We start from the raw sequence: 25,391 nt of genomic DNA, 5'->3' as shown, positions 1-25,391 counted from the left end.
GCGGGGGGGACCTTGTGGTTGTTTAGGACGCCGCCGAACAAATTTTGAATGAGAAGGAGTGGTTCCCCGACCTTAGGGTCGGGGAACCACTCCTTTTTTGTTTTGAGCGGTGTTGCCGTCACCGGCCGTTCATGTCGTGGCGCGAGCATCGGCACATGGGGACAGCAGCGATGTTGCGTGCCGCCGGTGTCGGAGCGGGAGACGAGGTCGTCGTACCGGCCTTCGACGACGGCAGGGCGGCCCGGGCGGTGATGGTGGCCGGGGCGGTGCCCGTCTTCGCCGACGTCGACCCGACGACGTACTGCCTCGATGCGGACCGGGTGGACGCCGTGGTGGGTGCACGGACCGCGGCCGTCGTCCTGGTGCACCGGTTCGGACGACCGGCGGCCACCGGGCCGCTCACCGAGCTCGGCCGGCGCCGCGGGCTCCTCCTGCTCCAGCAGCAGGAAGAGGGCGACGAGGACGCCGACGAGGAGCACCAGGTGGCCCGACGCCGTGTGCACGCACGGTACTTCGACGGGCGACTGCGGGGCGTTCGCGTCCCTGAGGGCGGCGCGGGGCACACCTACCGGCAGTACGTGGTCCGGGTGCCCGGCAACGGACGGCCCGACCGGGACGCCTACGCACGGGCGTTGCGGGCCCGGGGCGTGGACTGCCGCGTACCGGTGCCGACCCCCGTCCACCGGCTGCCCGCGTACCGGCGGAGCGTGGTCCTGCCGGAGACCGAACGGGCCGCGGACGAGACGCTCGCCCTACCGGTGGGGGCCGGGCTCACCCGCCGTGAGGCGCGACGGATCGTCTCCGTGTGCAACTCGCTCGGCGACGTCGTGCGGCCCGCTCCCGCCGTCTGGCTGGCCGCTGCCTTCTGAACGGTGGAACGGTGGTCGGAAGACAGCGGAAGCGGTGCGGAGCACCCCCGTGTTCGGGGTATGATCTATTCCGTTGCAGCGAGGGAAACCGCGCAGAGCGACAGGCCCCTATAGCTCAGTCGGTAGAGCGTCTCCATGGTAAGGAGAAGGTCAACGGTTCGATTCCGTTTGGGGGCTCAGCAAGAAGGAGAAAGGCCCCGGCCCTGACGGCCGGGGCCTTTCCCGTGTCCGGGGGCCCTACACGTCCAGGCCCGGGACGCGCATCACGAGGATCGCCATGTCGTCGGAGGGTGCGGCGCTCGCGAAGCGGTCCACCGCGCGCATCACCCGAGCCGCCACCGCGCCCGCGGTGAGCCCGGTGGAGGAGGCCAGGACCTCCGTGAGGCCGTCGTCACCCAGCATGCGGGTCCCCTCGCGGCGCTCGGTGACCCCGTCCGTGACGCACAGCAGGACGTCGCCGGGGTCGAGCGTGACGGTCTGCTCGTACAGCTCCAGGTCCTCCATCACGCCGAGCAGCGGCTGGGGTTCGGCGGCGGCCTCCACGGTGCCGTCCTGGCGCAGCCGCAGCGGGAGGGGGTGGCCCGCGCAGACGACCTTCAGGACCGCGCTGCCGTCCTCCTGGGGCCACAGCTCCCCGTAGAGCAGGGTGAGGAAGCGGCTGCGGGCGCCCTCGTCGAGGATCGCCGCGTTCAGCCGCTCCAGGACCGCCGGGCCGCCGAAGCCCTCCCGGGCCAACAGCCGGAGGGCGTGCCGCGCCAGGCCGGTCACCGCGGCGGCCTCCGGGCCGGTGCCGCAGACGTCCCCGATCGCGAAGCCGTAGGCGCCGTCCCGGATCGGGAAGAGGTCGTAGAAGTCGCCGCCGACCTCGTTGCCCTCACCGGCGGCGCGGTAGATGACCTCCACCTCGACGCCGGGGATCTCGGGCGTCTGCGGGGGCAGCAGGCTGCGCTGGAGGGACTGGCTGATGGCCGTGCGCTCCGAGTACAGACGGGCGTTGTCGAGGGCGAGGGCCGCGCGACGGGACAGGTCCTCGGCGAGCTCCAGGATCTCCTGGCGGAAGTGGTCGTCGGCGGGTCGGCCGAGGGTGAGCATGCCGATCACCCGGTTGCGGGCGACCAGCGGGAGGACCACGGTCTCGCCGCCGGCCGCGCCGTGCCCGGCGAGCGCACCGCGGTCGGCGTCGGCGGCCTCCCGTGCGGCACGACCCGGGGCGTGCCAGACCCGGGCGCCGGGGGTGGGGACGGGATCCGGCGGGGCGATGCGGGCCAGGAGTTCCTTGAGGCCGTCGATGCGGTCCTCGTCCTCGTGGAGCACGAACGACAGATAGGGGTCCGAAGCCTGGTCGGCGATCGTGTAGACCGCGCACCAGGTGGCCAGCGTGGGGACCGTCATCTGCGCCATCAGGGCGAGCGTCTGGTCGCGGTCCAGGGTGCCCGCCAGCAGGTCGGACGCTTCGACGAGGAAGCTCAGGGACCCGCGGCGCAGCCGTTCGAGTTCGCCGAGGCGGGCGGACTCCACGGCGAGGGCGATGCGGTCGGCGGCGAACTGGAGCCGCAGGGCCTCTTCGTTGGAGTAGCGGTCGGGGGATTCCGCGGCCACGCCGAGGGAGCCGGTGAGACGGCCCTCGACCTTCAGCGGGACCGTGACGACCGAGCGCATGCCCGTGCCGTGGAGCAGGGGGACGGCGCCCGGGACGACCGACAGGTCCTCGTGGACCGCCGGCATCCGGGCGGAGCCGTAACGCCCCGGGCCGGCCTCGACGGGGACCCGGGCGAAGCGCTGGCGGGCGGAGGGCAGCCCGGTGGAGGCGCGGACCTCCAGTTCCGTTTCGTCGTCCGTGGCGAGCAGCAGGAACGCGGCGTCGGCGTCCAACATGTCGCGGGCGCGTTCGACGGTGCGTTGGAGGAGGCCGTCGAGGTCGTCGGGGGCCGGGGAGCCGATGAACACCTCGAACGGGTCGGCGGGGCCGGACTCGGCCGCGGAGCCCGTGTCGGGCGCCGGGACGCGTACGGGTGTCTGGATCACGGCGCGTTCGTGGTCCCGGACGAGGAGGCAGACCGTGGACGGTTCGCCCTCGGTGTCGCGGACGCGCAGGTGCGAGGCGTAGACGGGGACGACCCGGCCGGTGGCGCTGCGGATGCCGTAGCTGCCTTCCCAGCGGGAGAGCTGGAGGGCCTCGACGATGCCGGTGCTGGTGCCGGGGGTGTGGGGCCAGGCGGCGAGGTCGGTGAGCGGTTTGCCGATGACGTGTTCGGCGCGGTGGCCGAAGAGTTCCCCGGCGTCCTCGTTCCAGGCGTTGACGGCGCCCGCGCCGTCGATCTGGAGCACCGCGACCCTGACCCGGCCGTCGGTGACCGGGAGCAGACCGGTGGGGAGGTGGGGTCCCGCGGCGCGGGTGCCGACGGGGCGGTCGGGCAACTCCATCTGGAACCACACCCGTTTGTGGGTGGGCGTGTACTCGACGCCCCAGCGGCCGGCGAGCGCGGCGCAGAGCTGGAGCCCCCGGCCGCCTTCGCGGTCGGGGCTGCGCAGGGCGGCGTGCGCCTGCTGGAGCGGGATCTCACGTTCCGGATAGCGGTCGGACACCTCGATGCGGACCGTGTCGCCGGAACGCAGACACTGCACTTCGGCCGAGGTGCCCGCGTGGATCACCGCATTGGTGACGAGTTCGCTGGTCAGGACGACTGCGTCGTCGATGACATCGGTGAATCCCCAGCCCTGGAGCGTGTCCCGGACGAAGGAACGGGCCGTGGCCACGGACCGGCTCGCGGGTGGGAATGCGGCTGCCGCGCGCGCGGTGATCACAGAACTCCTCGTCCGGTTTTCGACGTGCCGTGCTTCCCCGTCGTCGGCCTGGTGCGGCCGGGGGTCCGGGGATTGCCCCCCGGGCAGTTGCAGTCCGGTGGTCATGCTGGGGCCGCCCTCCGATGCCCGCTCGTACTCTTGCCACCGTCCTGGCCGGGCGGACCGGGTGGGTGGACAGCCGCATGCCAGGTTACTTACCTTCGCGGTCCATGCGGATGCCGCCCGAGGGAGTTTCCGCCCCCAGGGGGGTACGGGCGGAGGTTGTGCGAAGCTGCCGAACTGTTATGGCCTGGTTCCGTCGGGGTGAAACACTGGGCAGGCTTCATGAGGACGGTCCAATGCACAGAGGTCGACCCCTGCGGGAGGGATCACGGTGGAGTCTGGCGCGTCGGCGCGTGGCACCAGCACGCGCGCGAAGGGCGGACAGCCCGTGAGGAAGGCGCGTTCAGCGCACCGGGGGACGACCGCCGTCCAGACGGCGGAGCTGCACCGTCTGCTGGCGGCGTTGGAGTCGATGCGGGACGGGAACTTCCGCAAGCGGCTCCCGGTCACCGGCGACGACGTCCTCGCGGAGATCGCGGCCGCCTTCAACGAGGTCGCCGAGCGCAATCTCCACCTCACGGGTGAACTGGCGCGGGTCCGTCGGATGGTCGGACGTGAGGGAAAGATCACAGAGCGGCTGGACCCGGGTCCGTGCGAGGGCTCCTGGGCGACCGCGATCAACGCGTCGAACGCCCTGGTCGACGATCTGGTGCGGCCGGTGTCCGAGGTGGGGCGGGTGCTGTCGGCGGTCGCCGAGGGGGACCTGGACCAGCGGATGGAGCTGCGTCCCCCCGGCGCGAACGGGGCGGGGCCGCAGTTGCGCGGTGAGTTCCTGAAGGTCGGGCGCACGGTCAACAACCTGGTCGACCAGTTGTCGACGTTCACCGACGAGGTCACCCGGGTGGCCAGCGAGGTGGGGACCGAGGGCAAGCTCGGCGGGCAGGCCAGGGTGCGGGGGATGTCCGGGTCGTGGAAGGACCTCACGGACTCCGTCAACACGATGGCGGACCGGTTGACGGCCCAGGTGCGGGACATCGCCCTGGTGACGACGGCGGTGGCCAAGGGGGACCTGTCCCGCAAGGTCACCGTGCACGTCGACGGTGAGATGTTGGAGTTGAAGAACACCGTCAACACGATGGTGGACCAGCTGTCCTCGTTCTCGTCCGAGGTGACCCGCGTCGCGCGTGAGGTCGGTACCGAGGGCGAGTTGGGTGGTCAGGCGAGGGTGCCGGGTGTCGCGGGCGTCTGGAAGGACCTGACGGACTCGGTCAACCTGATGGCCGGCAACCTCACCGCGCAGGTCCGTGGCATCGCGCAGGTGACGACGGCGGTGGCGAGCGGTGACCTGTCGCAGAAGGTGACGGTGAGCGCGCGCGGCGAGGTGGCGCAGCTCGCCGAGACGATCAACCAGATGACCGAGACGCTGCGGACGTTCGCCGACGAGGTCACGCGGGTCGCCAACGAGGTGGGTGCGGAGGGCCGGCTCGGTGGTCAGGCCCAGGTGCCGGGCGCCGCGGGGACCTGGAAGGACCTCACCGACTCCGTCAACACGGTGTTCCGCAACCTGACGACGCAGGTGCGGGACATCGCCGCGGTGACGACGGCGGTCGCCAACGGTGACCTGTCGCAGAAGGTCACCGTCGACGTGGCGGGGGAGATGCTGGAGCTGAAGAACACCGTGAACACCATGGTGGACCAGCTCTCCGGCTTCGGAGCGGAGGTGACGCGGGTCGCGCGTGAGGTCGGCGTCGAGGGTGAACTCGGTGGTCAGGCGCATGTGCAGGGTGCCGCCGGTACCTGGAAGGACCTCACCGACTCCGTCAACACGGCGTTCCGCAACCTCACCGGTCAGGTGCGCAACATCGCGCAGGTGACGACGGCGGTCGCCAACGGTGACCTGTCGCAGAAGGTCACCGTGGACGTCTCCGGCGAGATGCTCCAGTTGAAGAACACCGTGAACACGATGGTGGACCAGCTGTCGAGCTTCGCCGACCAGGTCACGCGGATGGCGCGGGACGTCGGTACGGAGGGGCGGCTCGGGGGACAGGCGCGCGTCGACGGGGTGAGCGGCACCTGGAAGGAGCTCACGGACTCCGTCAACTTCATGGCCGGGAACCTCACCTCCCAGGTGAGGCAGATCGCCCAGGTGACGACGGCGGTGGCGCGGGGTGACCTGTCGCAGAAGATCGACGTGGACGCGCGCGGCGAGATCCTGGAGTTGAAGAACACCATCAACACGATGGTGGACCAACTGTCCGCGTTCGCCGACCAGGTGACCCGGGTGTCCCGGGACGTGGGCACCGAGGGCCGGCTCGGCGGGCAGGCCCAGGTGCCGGGCGTCGCGGGGGTCTGGCGGGACCTCACCGACTCCGTGAACAGCATGGCGGGCAATCTGACCACGCAGGTCCGCAACATCGCGCAGGTCGCCACGGCGGTGGCGCGGGGTGACCTGTCGCAGAAGATCGACGTGGATGCGCGCGGGGAGATCCTGGAGCTCAAGAACACCCTCAACACGATGGTGGACCAGCTCTCGAACTTCGCGGAGCAGGTGACCATGGTCGCGCGCGAGGTGGGCACCGAGGGCATCCTCGGCGGTCAGGCCGAGGTGCAGGGGGTGTCGGGGACCTGGAAGGACCTCACCCAGTCCGTCAACTTCATGGCGAACAACCTCACGATCCAGGTACGCAGCATCGCAGAGGTGACGACGGCGGTCGCCCGGGGTGACCTCTCGAAGAAGATCACGGTGGACGCCAAGGGCGAGATCCTGGAGCTGGTCACCACCGTCAACACGATGGTGGACCAGCTGTCGAACTTCGCGGAGCAGGTCACCCGGGTGGCCCGTGAGGTGGGCACCGAGGGCAACCTCGGCGGTCAGGCCCGGGTGCCCGGGGTCACCGGCATCTGGAAGGACCTCAGCGACAACGTCAACCTGATGGCCAACAACCTGACCAGCCAGGTGCGGAACATCTCGCAGGTCTCCGCGGCCGTCGCCAACGGCGACCTGACCAAGAAGGTCACGGTGGAGGCGCGCGGCGAGGTGGCGCAGCTGGCCGACACCGTCAACACCATGGTGACCACGCTGTCGTCGTTCGCGGACGAGGTCACCCGGGTGGCCCGTGAGGTGGGCACGGACGGCATCCTGGGCGGTCAGGCCCGGGTGCCGGGCGTCTCGGGCACCTGGAAGGACCTCACCGAGTCGGTGAACTCGATGGCGTCCAATCTGACCGGCCAGGTCCGCAACATCGCCATGGTCACCACGGCGATCGCGAAGGGCGATCTCACCAAGAAGATCGACATCGATGCGCGCGGGGAGATCCTCGAACTCAAGACGACCATCAACACGATGGTGGACCAGCTGTCCTCGTTCGCCGAGGAGGTCACCCGGGTGGCCCGTGAGGTGGGGACGGAGGGCCAGCTCGGCGGTCAGGCGCGGGTGCGTGACGTCGACGGCACCTGGCGGGACCTCACCGAGTCCGTGAACGAGATGGCCGGCAACCTGACCCGTCAGGTGCGTGCCATCGCCGCGGTCGCCACGGCGGTGACCCGCGGGGACCTCAATCTGAAGATCGACGTGGACGCGGCGGGGGAGATCCAGGACCTCCAGGACAACATCAACACGATGATCGCGAACCTCCGGGACACGACCATCGCCAACAAGGAGCAGGACTGGCTCAAGGGCAACCTGGCCCGTATCTCGGGTCTGATGCAGGGGCGTCGTGACCTGGACGACGTGGCCGGGTTGATCATGAGCGAGTTGACCCCGGTGGTGTCCGCGCAGCACGGTGCGTTCTTCCTGGCGGTGGCGGACGACGGCCAGGACCTGGTGGCCGCGCAGGAGGACGGGCAGGACGGCTACGAGCTGCGGATGCTCGGCTCGTACGGCTATTCGATGGGGACGATGCCGACCTCGTTCCGGCCCGGTGAGACGCTGATCGGGACGGCGGCGAAGGAGCGGCGGACGATCCTGGTGGAGAACGTTCCGCCCGGCTATCTGAAGATCTCCTCCGGGTTGGGCGAGGCGCCGCCCGCGCACGTCATCGTGTTGCCGGTGCTGTTCGAGGGGACCGTGCTGGGGGTGATCGAGCTGGCGGCGTTCCAGCAGTTCACGCACATCCAGAAGGACTTCCTCAACCAGATCGCCGAGATGATCGCGACGAGCGTCAACACGATCAGCGTCAACACCAAGACGGAGGTCCTGCTCGAACAGTCGCAGGAGCTGACCGAGCAACTGCGCGAGCGGTCCGCGGAGTTGGAGAACCGGCAGAAGGCGCTCCAGGAGTCCAACGAGGAGCTGGAGGAGAAGGCCGAACTGCTGGCCCGGCAGAACCGTGACATCGAGGTGAAGAACACCGAGATCGAAGAGGCCCGCCAGGTGCTGGAGGAGCGCGCCGAACAGCTCGCGGTGTCGATGCGGTACAAGTCCGAGTTCCTGGCCAACATGTCGCACGAGCTGCGGACCCCCCTCAACTCGCTGCTGATCCTGGCCAAGTTGCTCGCGGACAACGCCGACACCAACCTCACGCCGAAGCAGGTGGAGTTCGCCGAAACGATCCACGGCGCCGGTTCGGACCTGCTCCAGCTCATCAACGACATCCTCGACCTGTCGAAGGTCGAGGCGGGCAAGATGGACGTCTCGCCGACCCGCATCGCGCTGGTGCAGCTCGTCGACTACGTGGAGGCCACCTTCCGCCCGCTCACCGCGGAGAAGGGGTTGGACTTCTCGGTGCGGGTCTCGCCGGAGCTGCCCGCGACCCTGCACACCGACGAACAGCGGCTGCTCCAGGTGCTGCGCAACCTGCTGTCGAACGCGGTGAAGTTCACCGATTCGGGTGCGGTCGAACTGGTGATCCGGACCGCGGGGGCGGACGTGCCGGTCGCCATCCGGGAACAACTCCTGGAGTCGGGTTCCCTCACCGACGCGGACGCCGACCTGATCGCGTTCTCGGTCGCCGACACGGGCATCGGGATCGCCTCCGGCAAGATGCGGGTGATCTTCGAGGCGTTCAAGCAGGCCGACGGGACGACCAGCCGCAAGTACGGCGGCACGGGGCTCGGTCTGTCGATCAGTCGGGAGATCGCACGGCTCCTCGGCGGGGAGATCCACGCGGCCAGCGAACCGGGGCGCGGCTCGACGTTCACGCTCTACCTGCCGTTGCACCCGAGCGGTCTGCCGCCGCACGGGTACGGCCAACTGCCGTCCGCGGGCGAGCCGGGCGCGGCCCTGGAGTCCGGGGCGAAGCAGCGGGCCGGCACCGACACGCCGCCGGAGGTGCGCTCGTACCGGGACGCGCAGAACGGTCCCGCCGCCAACTTCCGCCGGCGGCGCCGGCCGGCGGTGCCCGTCCAGGACGCGGCGCCGCGTCCCGTGCTGCCCGCGCCCGCACCGCCGGCGCCCCCCGTGGACCGGTCGGCCCGTGCCGGCGGTGCGGGGAGCGGGCGGGGCGCGGAGACGGACTACGACCTGGCCGCCCAGGACGGCACGGAGCGGCGGAACTTCGGGTTCGACGGGGAGAAGGTCCTCATCGTCGACGACGACATCCGCAACGTGTTCGCGTTGACCAGCGTCCTGGAGCAGCACGGTCTGTCGGTGCTGTACGCGGAGAACGGTCGGGAGGGCATCGAGGTCCTCGAACAGCACGACGACGTGACCCTGGTGCTGATGGACATCATGATGCCGGAGATGGACGGCTACGCCACGACCACGGCGATCCGTCGGATGCCGCAGTTCGCCGGACTGCCCATCATCGCGCTGACGGCGAAGGCGATGAAGGGCGACCGGGAGAAGGCGATCGACTCCGGCGCGTCCGACTACGTAACGAAACCGGTCGATCCTGACTACTTGCTGACCGTGATGGAGCAGTGGATGCGCGACGAGTGAACGGATGCGGGAGGGGCCGAAAAGCTTGTCCCACCGCCAAGTTACGCTGACGGACTGTGGCCGATCCCGTGTAGAAGTGCGGGATTCGGGGAACCTTCTGGTCCCCCGCGACGTTTCTGCTACGTGCACAGTGACATCGCGGTGACAGGGTGTGGCGATAGGCGGGGTGCGGCTACCATGACCGGCACAAGAACGGACGGCGCAACAGAGTCGTCCCCTGGGGCGGCGCCCGGTGCACTGCCGGGACGAGGAGGACGGGCGATGGTCCAGAAGGCCAAGATCCTCCTGGTCGATGACCGGCCGGAGAATCTGCTGGCGCTGGAGGCCATCCTCTCCGCGCTCGATCAGACGCTGGTGCGGGCATCGTCCGGGGAGGAAGCGCTCAAAGCACTGCTCACGGACGACTTCGCGGTCATCCTGTTGGACGTCCAGATGCCGGGCATGGACGGCTTCGAGACCGCGGCGCACATCAAGCGGCGGGAGCGGACGAGGGACATCCCGATCATCTTCCTCACCGCGATCAACCACGGTCCGCACCACACCTTCCGCGGGTACGCGGCCGGCGCCGTGGACTACATCTCCAAGCCGTTCGACCCGTGGGTGCTCCGTGCGAAGGTGTCGGTCTTCGTCGAGCTGTACATGAAGAACTGTCAACTGCGTGAGCAGGCTGCTTTGTTGCGGCTCCAGCTCGAAGGCGGCGGCTCGGGCAACGGCAAGGAACCGGCGGGGCTGCTCGCCGAGCTGTCGGCGCGGCTCGCGGCCGTGGAGGAGCAGGCCGAGGCCCTGTCCAAGCAACTCGACGACGATGCGGGCGACGCCGCCGCCGTGGCGACCGCCGCTCACCTCGAACGCAAGCTGACCGGCTTGCGCAGGGCGCTCGACGCGCTGGAGCCCGGAACGGGAGCCGGAGCGGCCTCGCTGCCCTCCCAGGGCTGAGCCCCCGTTCCACCAGCGACTTCCCAGGGTGGCCGCCGCCCCGCGCAGGGTTCTTGCGGGCCCGTGCGCCGTCCCCCCGTTCGCGCCCGGCCCGTGCGCCGTGTGTCCGCTGGTGCGCTGCCGACCGGACGCCGGGTGCCGCCGCGCAGCGCGGGTGGTGCGGCGCAGGTGCGTACGCGGGGCGTGTTCCCGTTGCCGTGCGCTTCCTGCACACGGGGGTGTCGGCGCACGACCGGCCTTCGCCGAGGTCGCGGAGCGCATGGTGCGACGGGTGGGTGCGCCGGGGTGCGCTGCACTCGTGGTGGTGATGTGTGACCGGTGGCGTGCGGGACTGCGCGGACCTGTGGGGTCGTGAGGGGCGGCCAGCGGACCGGGGGGTGGGGAGAACTGGTCCCTGTTGTGCGTTCGTGGGACACCCGCAGTGACGCTCCGGGCTTGACGGGCGCGCCAACGTCACCAGGGCCTTGAGGGGGCATCAGCGGCACCGCCCCCCGAGGCGTCAAAGCCCGTCCGACACGGCCACGACACGAACGGGTGAAGCTGCACGGCGCGTGTCCCGCGTGTCCCGCACCGGTAACCTCACACCCATGGCCTCACGTCAGCCCTCAGCCAAGAAGTCGCCCGCCAAGAAGGCGGCAGCACCGGCGAAGGCCCCGGCGAAGAAGGCCGCGGTCCCCCGCAAGCCGCCACCGAAGAAGGCCCCGGCGAAGAAGCCGGCCGCCAAGGCGCCCGCCAAGAAGCCGGCCGGCCGAAGGCCCGCGCCCAAGCCCGCCCCGAAGCCGGCACCGAACCCGACCGGCGGCCTCTACCGCCTGGTGCGGGCCCTGTGGCTGGGCACCGCCCGTACGGTGGGAGCGATGTTCCGGGGCGTGGGCCGCGGGGCCAAGGGCCTCGACCCGGCCCACCGCAAGGACGGCCTCGCCCTGCTGCTCCTGGGCCTCGCGCTGATCGTCGCCGCGGGCACCTGGTCGAACCTCCGCGGCCCCGTCGGCGACCTGGTGGAAATGCTGGTCACCGGCGCGTTCGGGCGCCTGGACCTGCTGGTGCCGATACTGCTCGCGGTCGTCGCGGTGCGCCTCATCCGCCATCCGGAGCAGCCCGACGCCAACGGCCGGATCGTCATCGGACTGTCCGCCCTCGTCGTCGGCGTCCTCGGTCAGGTGCACGTCGCCTGCGGCTCGCCCGCCCGCAGCGAGGGCATGCAGGCGATAAGGGACGCCGGTGGACTGGTCGGCTGGGGCGCGGCGACCCCCTTGACGTACACGATGAGCGAGGTGCTCGCCGTACCGCTGCTGGTGCTGCTCACCGTGTTCGGCGTGCTCGTCGTCACCGCCACCCCGGTCAACGCGATCCCGCGACGGCTGCGGCAACTGGGGGTGCGGCTGGGCCTCGTGGAGCCCGCCGAGGACTACGCGGCCCGGGGAACGGACGACGACGAACGGTACGAGGACCAGTGGCGCGAGGCGCTGCCGGGGCGCTCCGGGCGGCGGACGGGAGAGCCGGGGGAGTACGACCCGGAGCGGGCCGAGGACGCGGCCCTCACCCGTCGGCGCAGGCCCCGTAGACAGCCCGCGCTCCCCGCCGACCTGGACGGCCGCGCGGACCCGGTGGACGTGGCCGCCGCCGCTGCCGCAGCGCTGGACGGCGCCGTGCTGAACGGGGTGCCGGCCTCGCCCCTGGTCGCCGACCTCACCCAGGGCGTCACCGTGGACCGCGACCCCGAGCCGACCCCCTCCGTGCCCCCTGCGCGGGGGCGTGGGACGGCGCCGCCCGGCGCCCGCGCGGGGCAGCCCGGCGCACCGGTGCCCGATCTGACCAAGTCCGCCCCCGAAGTGCACCGGGAGCTGCCCCCGCGCGCGGAGCAGTTGCAGCTGCGCGGCGACATCACGTACTCCCTGCCCTCCCTCGACCTGTTGGAGCGCGGCGGTCCCGGCAAGGCGCGCAGTGCCGCGAACGACGCCGTGGTGGCCTCGCTCACCACCGTGTTCACGGAGTTCAAGGTCGACGCGGCCGTCACCGGTTTCACCCGGGGGCCGACGGTCACCCGCTACGAGGTCGAGCTGGGGCCCGCCGTCAAGGTCGAGCGGATCACCGCGCTCACCAAGAACATCGCCTACGCCGTCGCCAGCCCCGACGTGCGGATCATCAGCCCGATCCCCGGCAAGTCCGCGGTCGGCATCGAGATCCCAAACACCGACCGGGAGATGGTCAACCTCGGTGACGTGCTGCGGCTGGCCGACGCGGCGGAGGACGACCACCCGATGCTCGTGGCGCTCGGCAAGGACGTCGAGGGCGGCTACGTGATGGCCAACCTGGCGAAGATGCCGCACATCCTGGTGGCCGGCGCCACCGGATCCGGCAAGTCGTCGTGCATCAACTGTCTGATCACCTCGGTCATGGTGCGGGCGACCCCCGAGGACGTCCGCATGGTGCTGGTCGACCCCAAGCGCGTGGAGCTGACCGCCTACGAGGGCATCCCGCACCTGATCACGCCGATCATCACCAACCCCAAGCGCGCCGCCGAGGCCCTCCAGTGGGTCGTCCGGGAGATGGACCTCAGGTACGACGACCTGGCCGCCTTCGGGTTCCGGCACATCGACGACTTCAACGCCGCCATACGGAGCGGCAAGGTCACGGCGCCTCAGGGCAGCGAGCGCGAGCTCCAGCCGTACCCGTACCTGCTGGTGATCGTGGACGAGCTGGCCGACCTGATGATGGTCGCCCCGCGGGACGTCGAGGACGCCATCGTCCGCATCACCCAGCTCGCCCGGGCGGCGGGCATCCACCTGGTGCTCGCGACCCAGCGGCCCTCGGTGGACGTGGTCACCGGGCTCATCAAGGCGAACGTGCCCTCGCGGCTGGCGTTCGCCACCTCCTCGCTCGCGGACAGCCGGGTCATCCTGGACCAGCCGGGCGCCGAGAAGCTCATCGGCAAGGGCGACGGCCTCTTCCTCCCGATGGGCGCCAACAAGCCGACCCGCATGCAGGGCGCCTTCGTCACCGAGGACGAGGTCGCCGAGGTGGTCCGCCACTGCAAGGAGCAGATGACCCCCGTCTTCCGCGAGGACGTGGTGGTCGGGGGCAAGCAGAAGAAGGAGATCGACGAGGACATCGGGGACGACCTCGACCTGCTCTGCCAGGCCGCCGAACTGGTCGTGTCCACCCAGTTCGGCTCCACGTCGATGCTCCAGCGCAAGCTGCGCGTCGGCTTCGCGAAGGCGGGCCGGCTGATGGACCTGATGGAGTCGCGGAACATCGTGGGCCCCAGCGAAGGGTCCAAGGCACGTGACGTTCTCGTGAAGTCCGACGAGCTGGACGGGGTGCTGGCGGTGATCCGGGGGGAAGCTGGCGACTAGCCGGTCCCGGATTCCGACGCCCGGGCCCGCGGAAACGCGACACGCCCAACTCCCCCCGAACGGAGGGGGCGCTCCGGAACGGCTCCGTGCGGGGCCCTCGCCCGTTCGGGGGACGGCCCCCGTCGGTTCTCACCCGTTCGGGGGCGCAGGGCAACCGTTTCCCCACGGCGTTCGTCAAGTTGAGGGGAGGGACAACCAGCACCTCGGCTCCTGCGGGTGGCGGCCGTCGCCGCACCGTGCAAATGGCGTACAAAGTCGTCACGACCGGTTGCCCCACTCTTTCGTACTCCCCCTAGACTGAACCTCCAGCAGGTGGCTCACGCTCGAAAGGCGCCCCCGTGTCCATCGGCAACTCCCCTGAAGACGACCGGCCGGCCGACGACCTCGGTCCCGTCGACCTGCCGGCGCAAGACCTTCCCTCGATCGGTCGCGCCCTGAAGCAGGCACGCATCGAGTCCGGGCTGACCGTGGACGAGGTCAGTACCGCCACGCGGGTGCGCATCCCGATCATCCACGCCATCGAGCAGGACGACTTCAGTCGTTGCGGGGGCGACGTCTACGCGCGCGGGCACCTCAGGACGCTCGCCCGCGCCGTGGGCCTCGACCCCGCCGAGTTGTTGGAGCGCTTCGACGCCGACCACGGCGGGCGGCCCGCGCCGACCCCCGCCGCGCCGCTGTTCGAGGCCGAGCGCATCCGGCCCGAGCCGCGCCGCCCCAACTGGACCGCGGCCATGGTCGCCGCGATCGTCGCGGTGATCGGTTTCGTCGGCTTCACGGCGTTCAAGGGCGACGACGGCGGGGACAACAGCCGCACGCCCGTCGCGGGCAGCGGCTCCACCCCCGCCGGTGACGCCACCAAGTCCAAGCCGAACCCGCCGAAGCCCGCCGACCCCAAGCCCGACCCGTCCGGCAGCGCGATCGCCGCGGTGCCCCAGGACAAGGTCACCGTCAAGGTCAGCGCCCCCGACGGACGCAGTTGGATCTCGGCCAAGGACCTCAACGGCCGCACCCTCTTCGACGGCACCCTCGAACAGGGCGATTCGAAGACCTTCCAGGACAAGCAGCAGATCGACCTCGTGCTCGGCAACGCGGGCGCGATCGACCTGTTCGTCAACGGGAAGGCCATCGAGGACGACTTCCAGCCCGGCCAGATCGAACGCCTGACCTACACCAAGGGCGACCCCCAAGCGGGCTGACCCGGGCGGGCGGGGGGCTGCGGCACCCCGCCCGAGGAGCGCTACGGGGCCGCGGGCCGCCCGGCGGTCCCCAACGGTGCCCCGAGGCGCGAGTGCGGTCACCGGGACGAAGTAGTCTTGAGCCCATGCCCGAACGCCGCACCGTCGCTCTCGTCACTCTCGGCTGCGCCCGTAACGAGGTGGACTCGGAGGAGCTGGCAGGCCGCTTGGAGGCGGACGGCTGGCAGCTCGTCGAGGACGCCGAGGAAGCGGACGTCGCCGTCGTCAACACCTGCGGATTCGTCGACGCCGCCAAGAAGGACTCCGTCGACGCCCTCCTGGAGGCCAACGACCTCAAGGGACACGGGAGAACGCAGGCCGTCGTGGCCGTGGGCTGCATGGCGGAGCGTTACGGCAAGGACCTCGCCGAGGCCCTGCCCGAAGCCGACGGCATCCTCGGCTTCGACGACTACGCGGACATCTCCGACCGCCTCCAGACCATCCTCAGCGGAGGCGTCCACGCCTCCCACACCCCCCGCGACCGCCGCAAGCTGCTGCCCATCAGCCCGGCCGAGCGGCAGGCCGCCGGCGCCGCCGTGGCCCTGCCCGGCCACGCCCCGGTGGAAGCCGCCCCGGCCCCGCGCGACCTTCCCGACGGGCTCGCCCCGGCGTCCGGGCCGCGCGCCCCGCTGCGCCGCCGGCTGGGCTCCTCGCCCGTCGCGTCGGTGAAGCTGGCCTCCGGCTGCGACCGCCGCTGCACCTTCTGCGCGATCCCCTCGTTCCGCGGCTCCTTCATCTCCCGCCGCCCCTCCGACGTGCTCGGCGAGACCCGCTGGCTGGCCGAGCAGGGCGTCAAGGAGGTCATGCTGGTCTCCGAGAACAACACCTCCTACGGCAAGGACCTGGGCGACATCCGCCTGCTGGAGACGCTGCTGCCCGAGCTCGCGGCCGTCGACGGCATCGAACGGGTGCGGGTCAGCTACCTCCAGCCCGCCGAGATGCGGCCCGGCCTGATCGACGTGCTCACCTGCACCGAGAAGGTCGCGCCCTACTTCGACCTGTCGTTCCAGCACTCCGCACCCGCGGTGCTGCGGTCGATGCGCCGCTTCGGGGACACCGACCGCTTCCTGGAACTGCTCGACCAGATCCGTGCCAAGGCACCCGAGGCGGGCGTGCGGTCCAACTTCATCGTCGGGTTCCCCGGCGAGTCCGAGGACGACCTCGCCGATTTGGAGCGCTTCCTCACCCATGCGCGGCTCGACGCCATCGGCGTGTTCGGGTACTCCGACGAGGAGGGCACCGAGGCGGCGACCTACCAGGACAAGCACGACGTGGACACCGTCGCGGACCGTCTCGCGCGGGTGTCCCAGCTCGCCGACGAGCTCACCGCCCAGCGCGCCGACGAGCGCCTCGGCGAGACACTTGAGGTACTGGTCGAGTCCCTCGGTGCCGCCGACGACCTCGACGAGGACGAGGGTGCCGTGGGGCGCGCGGCCCACCAGGCGCCGGAGACGGACGGCCAGGTGCGCTTCACCAGCGCCGCCGGACTCACCGTCGGCCGTATGGTCAGGGCGAAGGTGGTGGGCACCGAAGGCGTTGACCTGTTGGCAGAGGTCGCGGAACTGACCACGAGCGGCGTGTGTACTGAGGAGGCGGCCAGATGACCGGAGTCCCGGCATCCACGGCGGGCGGTTCCGGTAGGCCGGCGCCCGGCGGCAAGCTGGGCGCTGCGGCCGTCAACCAGGCCAGCCTCTGGAACATCGCCAACATCCTCACCATGGTCCGGCTGCTGCTGGTGCCCGGCTTCGTGGCGCTGATGCTGGCCGGCGGCGGATACGACCCGGCCTGGCGTTCCCTCGCCTGGGCGGCGTTCGCCGTCGCCATGATCACCGACCTGTTCGACGGACACCTCGCTCGGACGTACAACCTGGTCACCGACTTCGGGAAGATCGCCGACCCGATCGCCGACAAGGCGATCATGGGCGCGGCGCTGCTCTGTCTGTCCTCGCTCGGCGACCTGCCCTGGTGGGTGACCGGGGTGATCCTCGGCCGTGAGCTGGGCGTCACGCTGCTGCGCTTCATCGTCATCCGCTACGGAGTGATCCCGGCCAGCCGCGGCGGCAAGCTGAAGACGCTCGCCCAGGGCACCGCCGTCGGGATGTACGTGCTGGCGCTGACCGGTCCGCTCGCCACCCTGCGGTTCTGGGTGATGGCGGTCGCGGTGGTCCTCACCGTGGTCACCGGGCTCGACTACGTGCGCCAGGCCGTGGTGCTCCGCCGCCAGGGCATCGCCGAGCGCCGGGCGCAGGCGGCCGACACCCTGCACGCCGTGGACCGCGAGGCGGCCCGGGCCGAGCGCGCCCGCGCCGCCGGGCGGCCCCCCGTCGCCCCGGAACCCGGCCCGACCGGGGACACCGCGCTGCCGACCGAGGGCACCGCCCGACCGACGGAGGACACCGGGTCGGCGGACCCGGGAGCGCACGAGCGGGCGGACGCGCCCCCCGAGGCCGCGGGCAGCGCCACCCGCTTCGCCGGCGAACGGGACACCGAGCGGTGAGCGGGCCGGCCGCCACGGCACTGCGGCTGCTGCGGGAGCGGGGCGAGACCCTCGCGGTCGCGGAGTCGCTGACCGGCGGCCTGGTCGCGGCCGCGATCACGGACACACCCGGCGCCTCCGATGCCTTCCGGGGCTCGGTGACCGCCTACGCCACCGGACTCAAGGAACGGCTCCTGGGGGTCGACGGCGACCTCCTCGCCTCGGCGGGCGCCGTGACCGCCGAGGTCGCCCTCCAGATGGCGGACGGGGTGCGCACCACCCTCGGGTCCGACTGGGGCATCGCCACCACCGGTGTCGCGGGCCCGGCGCCCCAGGACGGTCAGCCCGTCGGAACGGTGTACCTCGCGGTGCGCGGGCCACGGGACGGCGGCAAAGTGGTCGCATTGCGGTTGAACGGCGGCCGGGCGGAAATCCGTAGGGAAAGCGTACGGAGCGTGCTCGGCCTGCTGCTGGAGCGGCTGTCCGACGGGCCCGGACACGACCGCGCACAGGATACGGAACAGAACGGGGGGACTTGATGTTTGCAGCCCTGAGTGAACACGACATCGCTCCCCGCACGGCCGCGGCACTAGGCGGTACGGTGGGGCGTGAAGGATGCGGCTACACGGTCCGAGGAGGGAGCAACCGATGATTCTGCTCCGTCGCCTGTTGGGTGACGTGCTGCGTCGGCAGCGCCAGCGCCAGGGCCGTACTCTGCGCGAAGTCTCCTCGTCCGCCCGAGTGTCACTCGGCTATCTCTCCGAGGTGGAGCGGGGGCAGAAGGAGGCTTCCTCCGAGCTGCTCTCCGCCATCTGCGACGCGCTTGACGTACGGATGTCCGAGCTGATGCGTGAGGTGAGCGATGAGCTCGCCCTCGCTGAGCTGGCCGAGTCTGCGGCCAACGAGCCGGTGCCCGCACCGGTGCGCCCGATGCTCAATTCCGTCTCGGTGACCGGCGTGCCACCGGAACGGGTCACGATCAAGGCGCCCGCGGAGGCAGTGGACGTGGTCGCGGCCTGACCGCTGCCGCCATCCGCTGTCCCACGGCGTCCCCTGACGTCTCCGAGCCCCGGTTCGGACGTCCCCGCTTCAGGTGCGGGGGCGTCCGGGCCGGGGCTGCGGTGTGTCCGGGGGTGCCGCACCGACCCGCGGTGACGGATGCCGGCGGCGGTGCGCGGCTGTCCACGAGCCCTCCGCGAGGGGTATCGGGCGAACAGGTTTGGATGCCCCCTTTCGGGTAGGTGTGCCATGGTTGAAGAGGCATGATCCCCACCGTGGAACCGGAGGACCGGGATGTACGTCGTGAAGAGTCCGTTGTCCGACGCCGACATGAAGACCGTGGCCGAAGCACTCCAGGGCGCCCTGGTGGACCTGGTCGACCTTTCGTTGATCTCCAAGCAGATCCACTGGAACGTCGTCGGTCCACGGTTCCGCTCGGTCCACCTCCAGTTGGACGAGGTGGTCGACACCGCCCGGCTGCACTCGGACACGGTCGCGGAGCGTGCGTCCACGCTGGGGGTGTCCCCGGACGGTCGTGCCGGGACCGTGGCCGGTACCAGCGGCATCGGCACGGTGCCCGAAGGCTGGATCAAGGACGTGGAGGCCGTCGGCACCCTGGTGACCGCGCTCGCCGCGGTGATCACCCGGATGCGGGTACGGGTCGACGCGACCGCCGAGGCCGACCCCGTCAGCCAGGACATCCTCATCCAGATCACCGCTGACCTCGAGAAGCACCACTGGATGTTCCAAGCCGAGAACGGCTGAGCCCGCTCCGTCGGGCGGGTGGAAGGACGACGGCCGGTGTCGGGGCGCACGCTCGCCCGGGTCGCCGCCGGGGTGTGCGGGGCCCTGTGGTGCTGGGCCGTGCTGAGGCTCGCCCTCGCCCCTTCGGCCGGGCTGCTGGAGGGGACCGTCGCGGCGGGCGGCTGGGGCCTGAGCCTGCTGCCGGTGCACTGTGCGCCCGCTCCGACCTCCTCCCGGCCACGGGGCACGTCCCCCCGGGGCGGCCCCCGCCGTGCCGGACGCTGACCGCGCTCCCGCGTGCCTGATCCGGGTGCTCACCTGCCGGGCGGTGGAGGGGCCGGGCCCTGCTGGCAGGACGGGCACCAGTACGTGGGACGGGCACGGGAGCCGTCGCCCTGCTCTCCCCGGCGGACCGCGGTGCCGCAGCGCAGACACGGGCGGGGCGCCCGACCGTACACGTACAGCGGCTGGTCCCCGCGGCCCGTGGTGACCCGGTGCGGACGGTCGCGGTTGGCCTCCAGCAGCCGCCGGGCGAGGACGGGCACGGCGGCCAGCCGCTCCGCGGGCAGGGCGCCGACCGGGAGCCACGGGGTGGCACCGAGCAGGAAGCACAGCTCCGACTTGTAGACGTTGCCCACGCCGGCCAGGTTCCGCTGGTCGAGCAGGGCCTCGCCGAGGGACCGGTCCGGCGCCGCCAGCAGGTTGCCCAGGGCGCGGTCCGGGTCCCAGTCGGGGCCCAGCGGATCGGGGCCGAGATGTCCGACGACCCGGTGCTCGTCAGCGGTCCGCAGCAGATCGAGCACCGGCAGCCGGTACCCGACGGCCGTCCAGGCACGGGTGCCCAGCACCGCGCGGATCTGGTGGGCGGGTCCCCCGTTCCAGCGTTCCCGGGGCCGGTAGAGCCGCCACGAACCGTCCATGCGCAGATGCGAGTGGAGGGTCAGGCCGCCCTCGATCCGGGTGAGGAGGTGCTTGCCGCGCGGCGCGACCTCCAGGACCGTGCGTCCCGTCAGGTCCACCGTCGCCAGCTTGGGCACCCGCAGGTCGGAGCGGGTGAGCTGCTCTCCCGTCAACGCGTGGTGCAGCCGCTGTGCGGCCTGCCAGACCGTGTCACCCTCGGGCATGCGTCCAGGGTGACACGGTCCGGCCGCCGACCCGGGCCGAAGCGCTCACCTCACCCGCGCAGCCGCAGTCCCCGGGGCGTGGCGTGGAATCCCGCCGCTTCCAGGACTTCGCCGAGTGCCGAGGTCAGTGCGGGGGTCCCGTTGACCCGCTCCACCGTGAGGGTGCCCAAGGCCCCCTCCCGGGCCGCGGCGGCCACCGCCTCGGCCGCCGCCACCAGCCGTGCGTCCTGCCCGGCGGCCCGGGCCCGCCCGGTCGGGTCCTGCGCCTCGGCTTCCGTCGGTGGATGCGTCGGCCAGGCCAACAGGGTCTTGCCGCCCCGCTCCATGTACAGCGCCAACTCGCCGTCGACCAGGACGACCAGCGAACCCGCCTTGCGTCCGGGCTTGTGGCCGGCGCCGGTCGGCGGCTCGGGCCAGGGAAGGGCCGCACCGTACGCATTGGCCGGGTCCGCCGCCGCCAGGACCACCGCCCGTGGGCCACCCGCCGCCGGTTTGCCGGCACCGGATGCGGACGACCGGCCGGGCCCGCCCCCGTACGGAGTCGGGAAGGAGTGCGCGGCGCCCGTACCCATGGCGGGGGAGACCTCGTCGAGGAAGTCCGGGACGTCGCCCGGGGCGCGGCCCCCGTGGAGGTCACCCGAGTCGGCGGCAGCGCCGCGTTCGCGCGCCGCGGCCATCGCCCGCAGCCGGTCCACCGCCCCGTCCATCGCGAACTGCGCCGCGCCCAGCCCCTCCACCACGTAACCCCGTCGCGCCTGGCCGCTCTCCTCGAACACCGACAGCACCCGGTACGCCGCGGAGAACCCGCCCTCGACGCCCTCCGCCGCGACCGCGCCGCGGGTCACCACCCCGTGCCGGTCCAGCAGGGTGCGGGCCAGTGCGTGGGCGCGCAGGGTCGGGTCGGGCTCGGCCGCGGGGAGCAACGACCACCGTCCGCCGACCGTGGGCGGCCCGCCCCGGGAGGCCGGGCGGGCGGCGCCCGTCAGCGATCCGTACCGGCTGCGGGGGACCGTCCGGCGGGCGCGGTGGGCCGTCGAACCGGCGGTGCGGCCCGAGCCCAGCAGCGCGCGCAGCGGGGCGAGCGTGTCATTGGTCAGCCGGCCCGACCAGGCGAGGTCCCAGACGGTGTCGGCGAGCTGCGGATCGGTGGCCTCCGGGTGGGTGCCGGCCCGTACCCGGTCGGCGATCTGACGGAAGAACAGACCGTACCCGTCGGCGAGGACGTCCAGTACGGAGCGGTGCAGTTCCGTCAGTTCCAGCGGCTGGGGCGGCGGCAGCAACAGGGGCGCCGCGTCAGCCAGGTAGAGGCTGATCCAGCCGTCCTTGCCCGGGAGCGCGCCGGCGCCCGCCCACACCACCTCGCCCGATGCGGTCAACTCGTCCAACACCGCCGGGGCGTACCCGCCGACCCGGGAGGGCAGGACCAGTTTCTCCAGCGCCGATGCGGGCACGGCCGCACCCTGCAACTGCTCGACGGCCCGCACCAGTCCGTCCGTCCCGCGGAGCCCGCCGCGCTCACCGACGTGCTGCCACCGGGGGAGGAACTGGGCCAGCGCCGCCGGGGGAACGGGCTCCAGCTCCTGGCGCAGGGCGGCCAGCGAGCGGCGGCGCAACCGGCGCAGCACCGTCGTGTCGCACCACTCCTGGCCGATGCCCGCCGGATGGAACTCGCCCTGGACGACCCGTCCGGCCGCCGCGAGTCGGTGCAGCGCGCCGTCGGTGACCGCGCTGCCGAGCCCGAACCGGGCCGCCGCCGCGGCGGAGGTGAACGGGCCGTGGGTGCGGGCGTACCGGGCCAGGAGGTCACCGAGGGGGTCCCCCACCGGTTCCGTGAACGCTTCCGGCACGCCGACCGGCAGGGCGGTGCCCAGCGCGTCCCGCAGCCGACCCGCGTCCTCGACGGCCGCCCAGTGGTCGGCCCCGGCGATCCGCACCCGGATCGCCCGCCGGGCGGCGGCGAGGTCCGTCGCCCACTGAGCGTCGGCGCCCCGCTCGGCCAACTCCCCGGGGGTCAGCGGGCCGAGGAGGCGCAGCAGGTCCGCGACGCCCTCCGCGTCCTTGACCCGGCGGTCCTCGGTGCGCCACTGGAGTTCGCCCTCCAACTCGGTCAGCACCTGCGCGTCGAGGAGTTCCCGCAGTTCCGCCTGGCCGAGCAGTTCCGCGAGCAGCCGGGAGTCGAGGGACAGGGCCGCCGCCCGGCGCTCGGCCAGCGGTGAGTCGCCTTCGTACAGGAACTGGGCGACGTAGCCGAAGAGCAGCGAGCGGGCGAAGGGGGACGGTTCCTGCGTGGTGACCTCCACCAGGCGGACCCGGCGGGACTCGATGTCGCCCATCAGCTCGGTGAGTCCCGGCACGTCGAACACGTCCTGGAGGCATTCGCGGACCGCTTCCAGGACGATGGGGAAGGAACCGAAGTCGCTCGCCACTTCGAGGAGTTGCGCGGCCCGTTGGCGCTGCTGCCACAGCGGGGTGCGCTTGCCGGGGCTGCGGCGGGGCAGGAGCAGCGCCCGCGCGGCGCACTCCCGGAAGCGGGACGCGAACAGCGCCGAGCCGCCGACCTGGTCCGTGACGACCTGGTTGACGTCGCCCTGGTCGAACAGCACGTCGGCGGCGCCGACGGGGGCCTGCTCCGCGTCGAACGCGTCGCCCGTGCGGCCGGGCTCGGCGTCGAGGAGGTCGAGGCCCATCAGATCGGCGTCCGGGAGGCGGAGCACCAGCCCGTCGTCGGCGTGCATGACCTGGGCGTCCATGCCGTACCGCTCGGTGAGCCGGGCCCCCAGCGCGAGCGCCCAGGGGGCGTGCACCTGGGCGCCGAACGGGGAGTGGACGACCACCCGCCAGTCGCCCAGCTCGTCGCGGAACCGCTCCACCACGATCGTGCGGTCGTCGGGCACGTGTCCGCACGCCGCGCGCTGTTCGTCCAGATAGGCGAGGACGTTGTCGGCGGCCCAGGCGTCGAGTCCGGCGGCCGTCAACCGTGACCGGGCGTCGTCCTTGGACAGGGCGCCCACCTCGCGCAGGAACGCGCCGAGCGCGCGGCCCAGCTCCAAGGGGCGGCCGAGCTGGTCGCCCTTCCAGAACGGGAGCCGGCCGGGCACGCCCGGCGCGGGGGAGACCAGCACGCGGTCCCGGGTGATGTCCTCGATCCGCCAGGAACTGGTTCCGAGGGTGAACACGTCCCCGACCCGTGATTCGTAGACCATCTCCTCGTCCAGCTCGCCGACCCGGCCGCCGCCCTTCTTCGGGTCGGCCCCGGCGAGGAACACCCCGAACAGCCCCCGGTCGGGGATGGTCCCGCCGGAGGTGACGGCGAGCCGCTGCGCACCGGGGCGGCCGGTGACCGTACCGGCGATCCGGTCCCACACCACGCGCGGACGCAGTTCGGCGAACGCGTCGGAGGGGTAGCGGCCCGCGAGCATGTCCAGGACCGCGGTGAACGCCGACTCGGGGAGCGAGGCGAAGGGCGCCGCCCGGCGCGCCAGCGCCAGCAGGTCGTCCACCTGCCAGGTGTCCATCGCGGTCATCGCGACGAGTTGCTGCGCGAGGACGTCCAGCGGATTGGCGGGCACCCGCAGCGACTCGATCGCACCCGCGCGCATCCGCTCGGTGACCACCGCGGACTGCACCAGATCGCCCCGGTACTTGGGGAACACGACCCCCGTCGACACGGCGCCGACCTGGTGCCCGGCCCGGCCCACCCGCTGGAGCCCGGACGCCACCGACGGCGGCGACTCCACCTGGACCACGAGGTCGACGGCGCCCATGTCGATGCCCAGCTCCAGGCTGGACGTCGCGACCACGGCGGGCAGTCGACCCGCCTTCAGGTCCTCCTCGACCAGAGCCCGTTGCTCCTTGGACACCGAACCGTGGTGGGCCCGCGCGATGACCGCCGGCGCTCCCCGCGCTGCCCCGGAGCCGCCCATCAGCTCGGCCGGCGCGTGGTCCTCCCCCAGGGGGACGCCGGTGGCCCGTTCGTACGCGATCTCGTTCAGCCGGTTGCACAGGCGCTCGGCGAGGCGCCGGGAGTTCGCGAACACGATCGTGGACCGGTGGGCCAGCACCAGATCGGTGATCCGCTCCTCGACGTGCGGCCAGATCGAGGGGCGCTCGCCCTCCGCACCGGCCTGGGAGGCCGGCGAACCGCCCAGCTCCCCCAGGTCCTCCACCGGGACGACCACCGACAGGTCGAACTCCTTGCCCGAAGGGGGCTGCACCACCTCGACCCGGCGCCCCGGCGAGAGGTAGCGCGCCACCTCGTCCACCGGGCGGACCGTCGCGGACAGGCCGATGCGGCGGGCGGGCCGCTCCAACAGCTCGTCCAGCCGCTCCAGGGAGAGGGCCAGGTGCGCGCCGCGCTTGGTGCCGGCCACCGCGTGCACCTCGTCCAGGATGACGGTCTCCACCCCCGTCAGCGCCTCCCGGGTGGCCGAGGTCAGCATCAGGAACAGGGACTCCGGCGTGGTGATCAGGATGTCCGGCGGGCGGTTCGCCAGGGCCCGGCGCTCGGCGGCCGGGGTGTCGCCCGAGCGGATGCCGACCCGGACCTCCGGCTCCGGGAGCCCGAGCCGGACCGCCTCCTGCCGGATGCCGGTGAGCGGGCTGCGGAGATTGCGCTCCACGTCCACCGCGAGCGCCTTCAGCGGCGACACGTACAGCACCCGGCACCGCTTCTTGGGGTCGGCGGGCACGGGCGCGGAGGTCAGCTGGTCGAGCGCGGCGAGGAACGCGGCCAGCGTCTTGCCGGAGCCGGTCGGCGCGACCACCAGCACGTCGGAGCCCTCGCCGATCGCCCGCCACGCGCCGCTCTGGGCGCTCGTGGGCGCGGAGAACGCCCCCGAGAACCAACCGCGGGTCGCGGGGGAGAACGCATCGAGAGCAGAGCGCACCATGCCCCCATCCTGCACCCCACCCCTGACAACCGCCCCGA

The 25,391-nt window shown here is 72.1% G+C and carries 14 protein-coding genes and 1 tRNA gene; 12 read left to right on the top strand and 3 right to left on the bottom strand.

What is annotated here, in order from left to right; genetic code table 11:
- Nucleotides 1-155 precede the first annotated feature (155 nt).
- Nucleotides 156-869, top strand: coding sequence for a DegT/DnrJ/EryC1/StrS family aminotransferase (locus ACFYOU_RS16365; RefSeq protein WP_391306296.1), 714 nt, complete (start codon nucleotides 156-158; stop codon nucleotides 867-869).
- Between the two features lie 104 nt (nucleotides 870-973).
- Nucleotides 974-1,046, top strand: a tRNA-Thr gene (locus ACFYOU_RS16360).
- Nucleotides 1,047-1,106: 60 nt separating this feature from the next.
- Here the strand turns inward: ACFYOU_RS16360 and ACFYOU_RS16355 are convergent.
- Complete coding sequence (locus ACFYOU_RS16355; RefSeq protein WP_391306295.1) at nucleotides 1,107-3,779, bottom strand: SpoIIE family protein phosphatase; 2,673 nt, start codon at nucleotides 3,777-3,779, stop codon at nucleotides 1,107-1,109.
- Between the two features lie 268 nt (nucleotides 3,780-4,047).
- Here ACFYOU_RS16355 and ACFYOU_RS16350 point away from each other — a divergent pair, with 268 nt between their 5' ends.
- From ACFYOU_RS16350 to ACFYOU_RS16305, 10 genes are all read left to right on the top strand, one after another.
- Nucleotides 4,048-9,594 (top strand): HAMP domain-containing protein, encoded by a 5,547-nt coding sequence (locus tag ACFYOU_RS16350; protein ID WP_391306292.1) that lies wholly within the window; start codon nucleotides 4,048-4,050, stop codon nucleotides 9,592-9,594.
- Between the two features lie 261 nt (nucleotides 9,595-9,855).
- The gene (locus ACFYOU_RS16345; protein WP_389767873.1) at nucleotides 9,856-10,530 is read left to right on the top strand and encodes a two-component system response regulator; all 675 of its coding nucleotides are present in this window, start codon (nucleotides 9,856-9,858) and stop codon (nucleotides 10,528-10,530) included.
- 587 nt (nucleotides 10,531-11,117) lie between these two features.
- Nucleotides 11,118-13,886, top strand: a complete 2,769-nt coding sequence (locus ACFYOU_RS16340) for a DNA translocase FtsK (protein WP_391306291.1) — start codon at nucleotides 11,118-11,120, stop codon at nucleotides 13,884-13,886.
- 338 nt (nucleotides 13,887-14,224) lie between these two features.
- On the top strand, nucleotides 14,225-15,082 hold the full coding sequence (locus tag ACFYOU_RS16335) for a helix-turn-helix domain-containing protein (protein WP_389767877.1): 858 nt from the start codon (nucleotides 14,225-14,227) through the stop codon (nucleotides 15,080-15,082).
- 125 nt (nucleotides 15,083-15,207) lie between these two features.
- Nucleotides 15,208-16,725 carry a 30S ribosomal protein S12 methylthiotransferase RimO gene (gene rimO / locus ACFYOU_RS16330; protein ID WP_391306290.1) on the top strand — a complete coding sequence of 506 codons (1,518 nt, stop codon included), beginning with the start codon at nucleotides 15,208-15,210 and terminating at the stop codon, nucleotides 16,723-16,725.
- Nucleotides 16,722-17,618, top strand: coding sequence for a CDP-diacylglycerol--glycerol-3-phosphate 3-phosphatidyltransferase (gene pgsA / locus ACFYOU_RS16325; protein WP_391306289.1), 897 nt, complete (start codon nucleotides 16,722-16,724; stop codon nucleotides 17,616-17,618). The genes rimO and pgsA overlap by 4 nt, the downstream gene beginning before the upstream one ends.
- Nucleotides 17,615-18,136: a nicotinamide-nucleotide amidohydrolase family protein gene (locus ACFYOU_RS16320; protein WP_391306288.1), complete on the top strand. Its 522-nt coding sequence runs from the start codon at nucleotides 17,615-17,617 to the stop codon at nucleotides 18,134-18,136. The genes pgsA and ACFYOU_RS16320 overlap by 4 nt, the downstream gene beginning before the upstream one ends.
- A 109-nt stretch (nucleotides 18,137-18,245) precedes the next feature.
- Entirely contained in the window at nucleotides 18,246-18,617 is a 372-nt protein-coding gene (locus tag ACFYOU_RS16315; protein ID WP_385488655.1) for a helix-turn-helix domain-containing protein, read from the top strand.
- Nucleotides 18,618-18,890: 273 nt separating this feature from the next.
- Nucleotides 18,891-19,361, top strand: a complete 471-nt coding sequence (locus ACFYOU_RS16310) for a Dps family protein (RefSeq protein ID WP_389767885.1) — start codon at nucleotides 18,891-18,893, stop codon at nucleotides 19,359-19,361.
- Between the two features lie 36 nt (nucleotides 19,362-19,397).
- Nucleotides 19,398-19,625 carry a hypothetical protein gene (locus ACFYOU_RS16305; protein ID WP_389767887.1) on the top strand — a complete coding sequence of 76 codons (228 nt, stop codon included), beginning with the start codon at nucleotides 19,398-19,400 and terminating at the stop codon, nucleotides 19,623-19,625.
- A gap of 29 nt (nucleotides 19,626-19,654) precedes the next feature.
- Here ACFYOU_RS16305 and ACFYOU_RS16300 read toward each other — a convergent pair whose 3' ends face one another.
- The gene (locus tag ACFYOU_RS16300; RefSeq protein WP_391306286.1) at nucleotides 19,655-20,464 is read right to left on the bottom strand and encodes a DNA-formamidopyrimidine glycosylase family protein; all 810 of its coding nucleotides are present in this window, start codon (nucleotides 20,462-20,464) and stop codon (nucleotides 19,655-19,657) included.
- 50 nt (nucleotides 20,465-20,514) lie between these two features.
- Entirely contained in the window at nucleotides 20,515-25,353 is a 4,839-nt protein-coding gene (locus tag ACFYOU_RS16295; RefSeq protein ID WP_391306284.1) for an ATP-dependent helicase, read from the bottom strand.
- Nucleotides 25,354-25,391: the final 38 nt, after the last annotated feature.

Source organism: Streptomyces sp. NPDC005955 (assembly GCF_042871255.1).
Classification (GTDB): domain Bacteria; phylum Actinomycetota; class Actinomycetes; order Streptomycetales; family Streptomycetaceae; genus Streptomyces.
The sequence above is the reverse complement of the archived record's forward strand: the minus strand, read 5'-3'. Positions and strand labels throughout refer to the sequence as shown.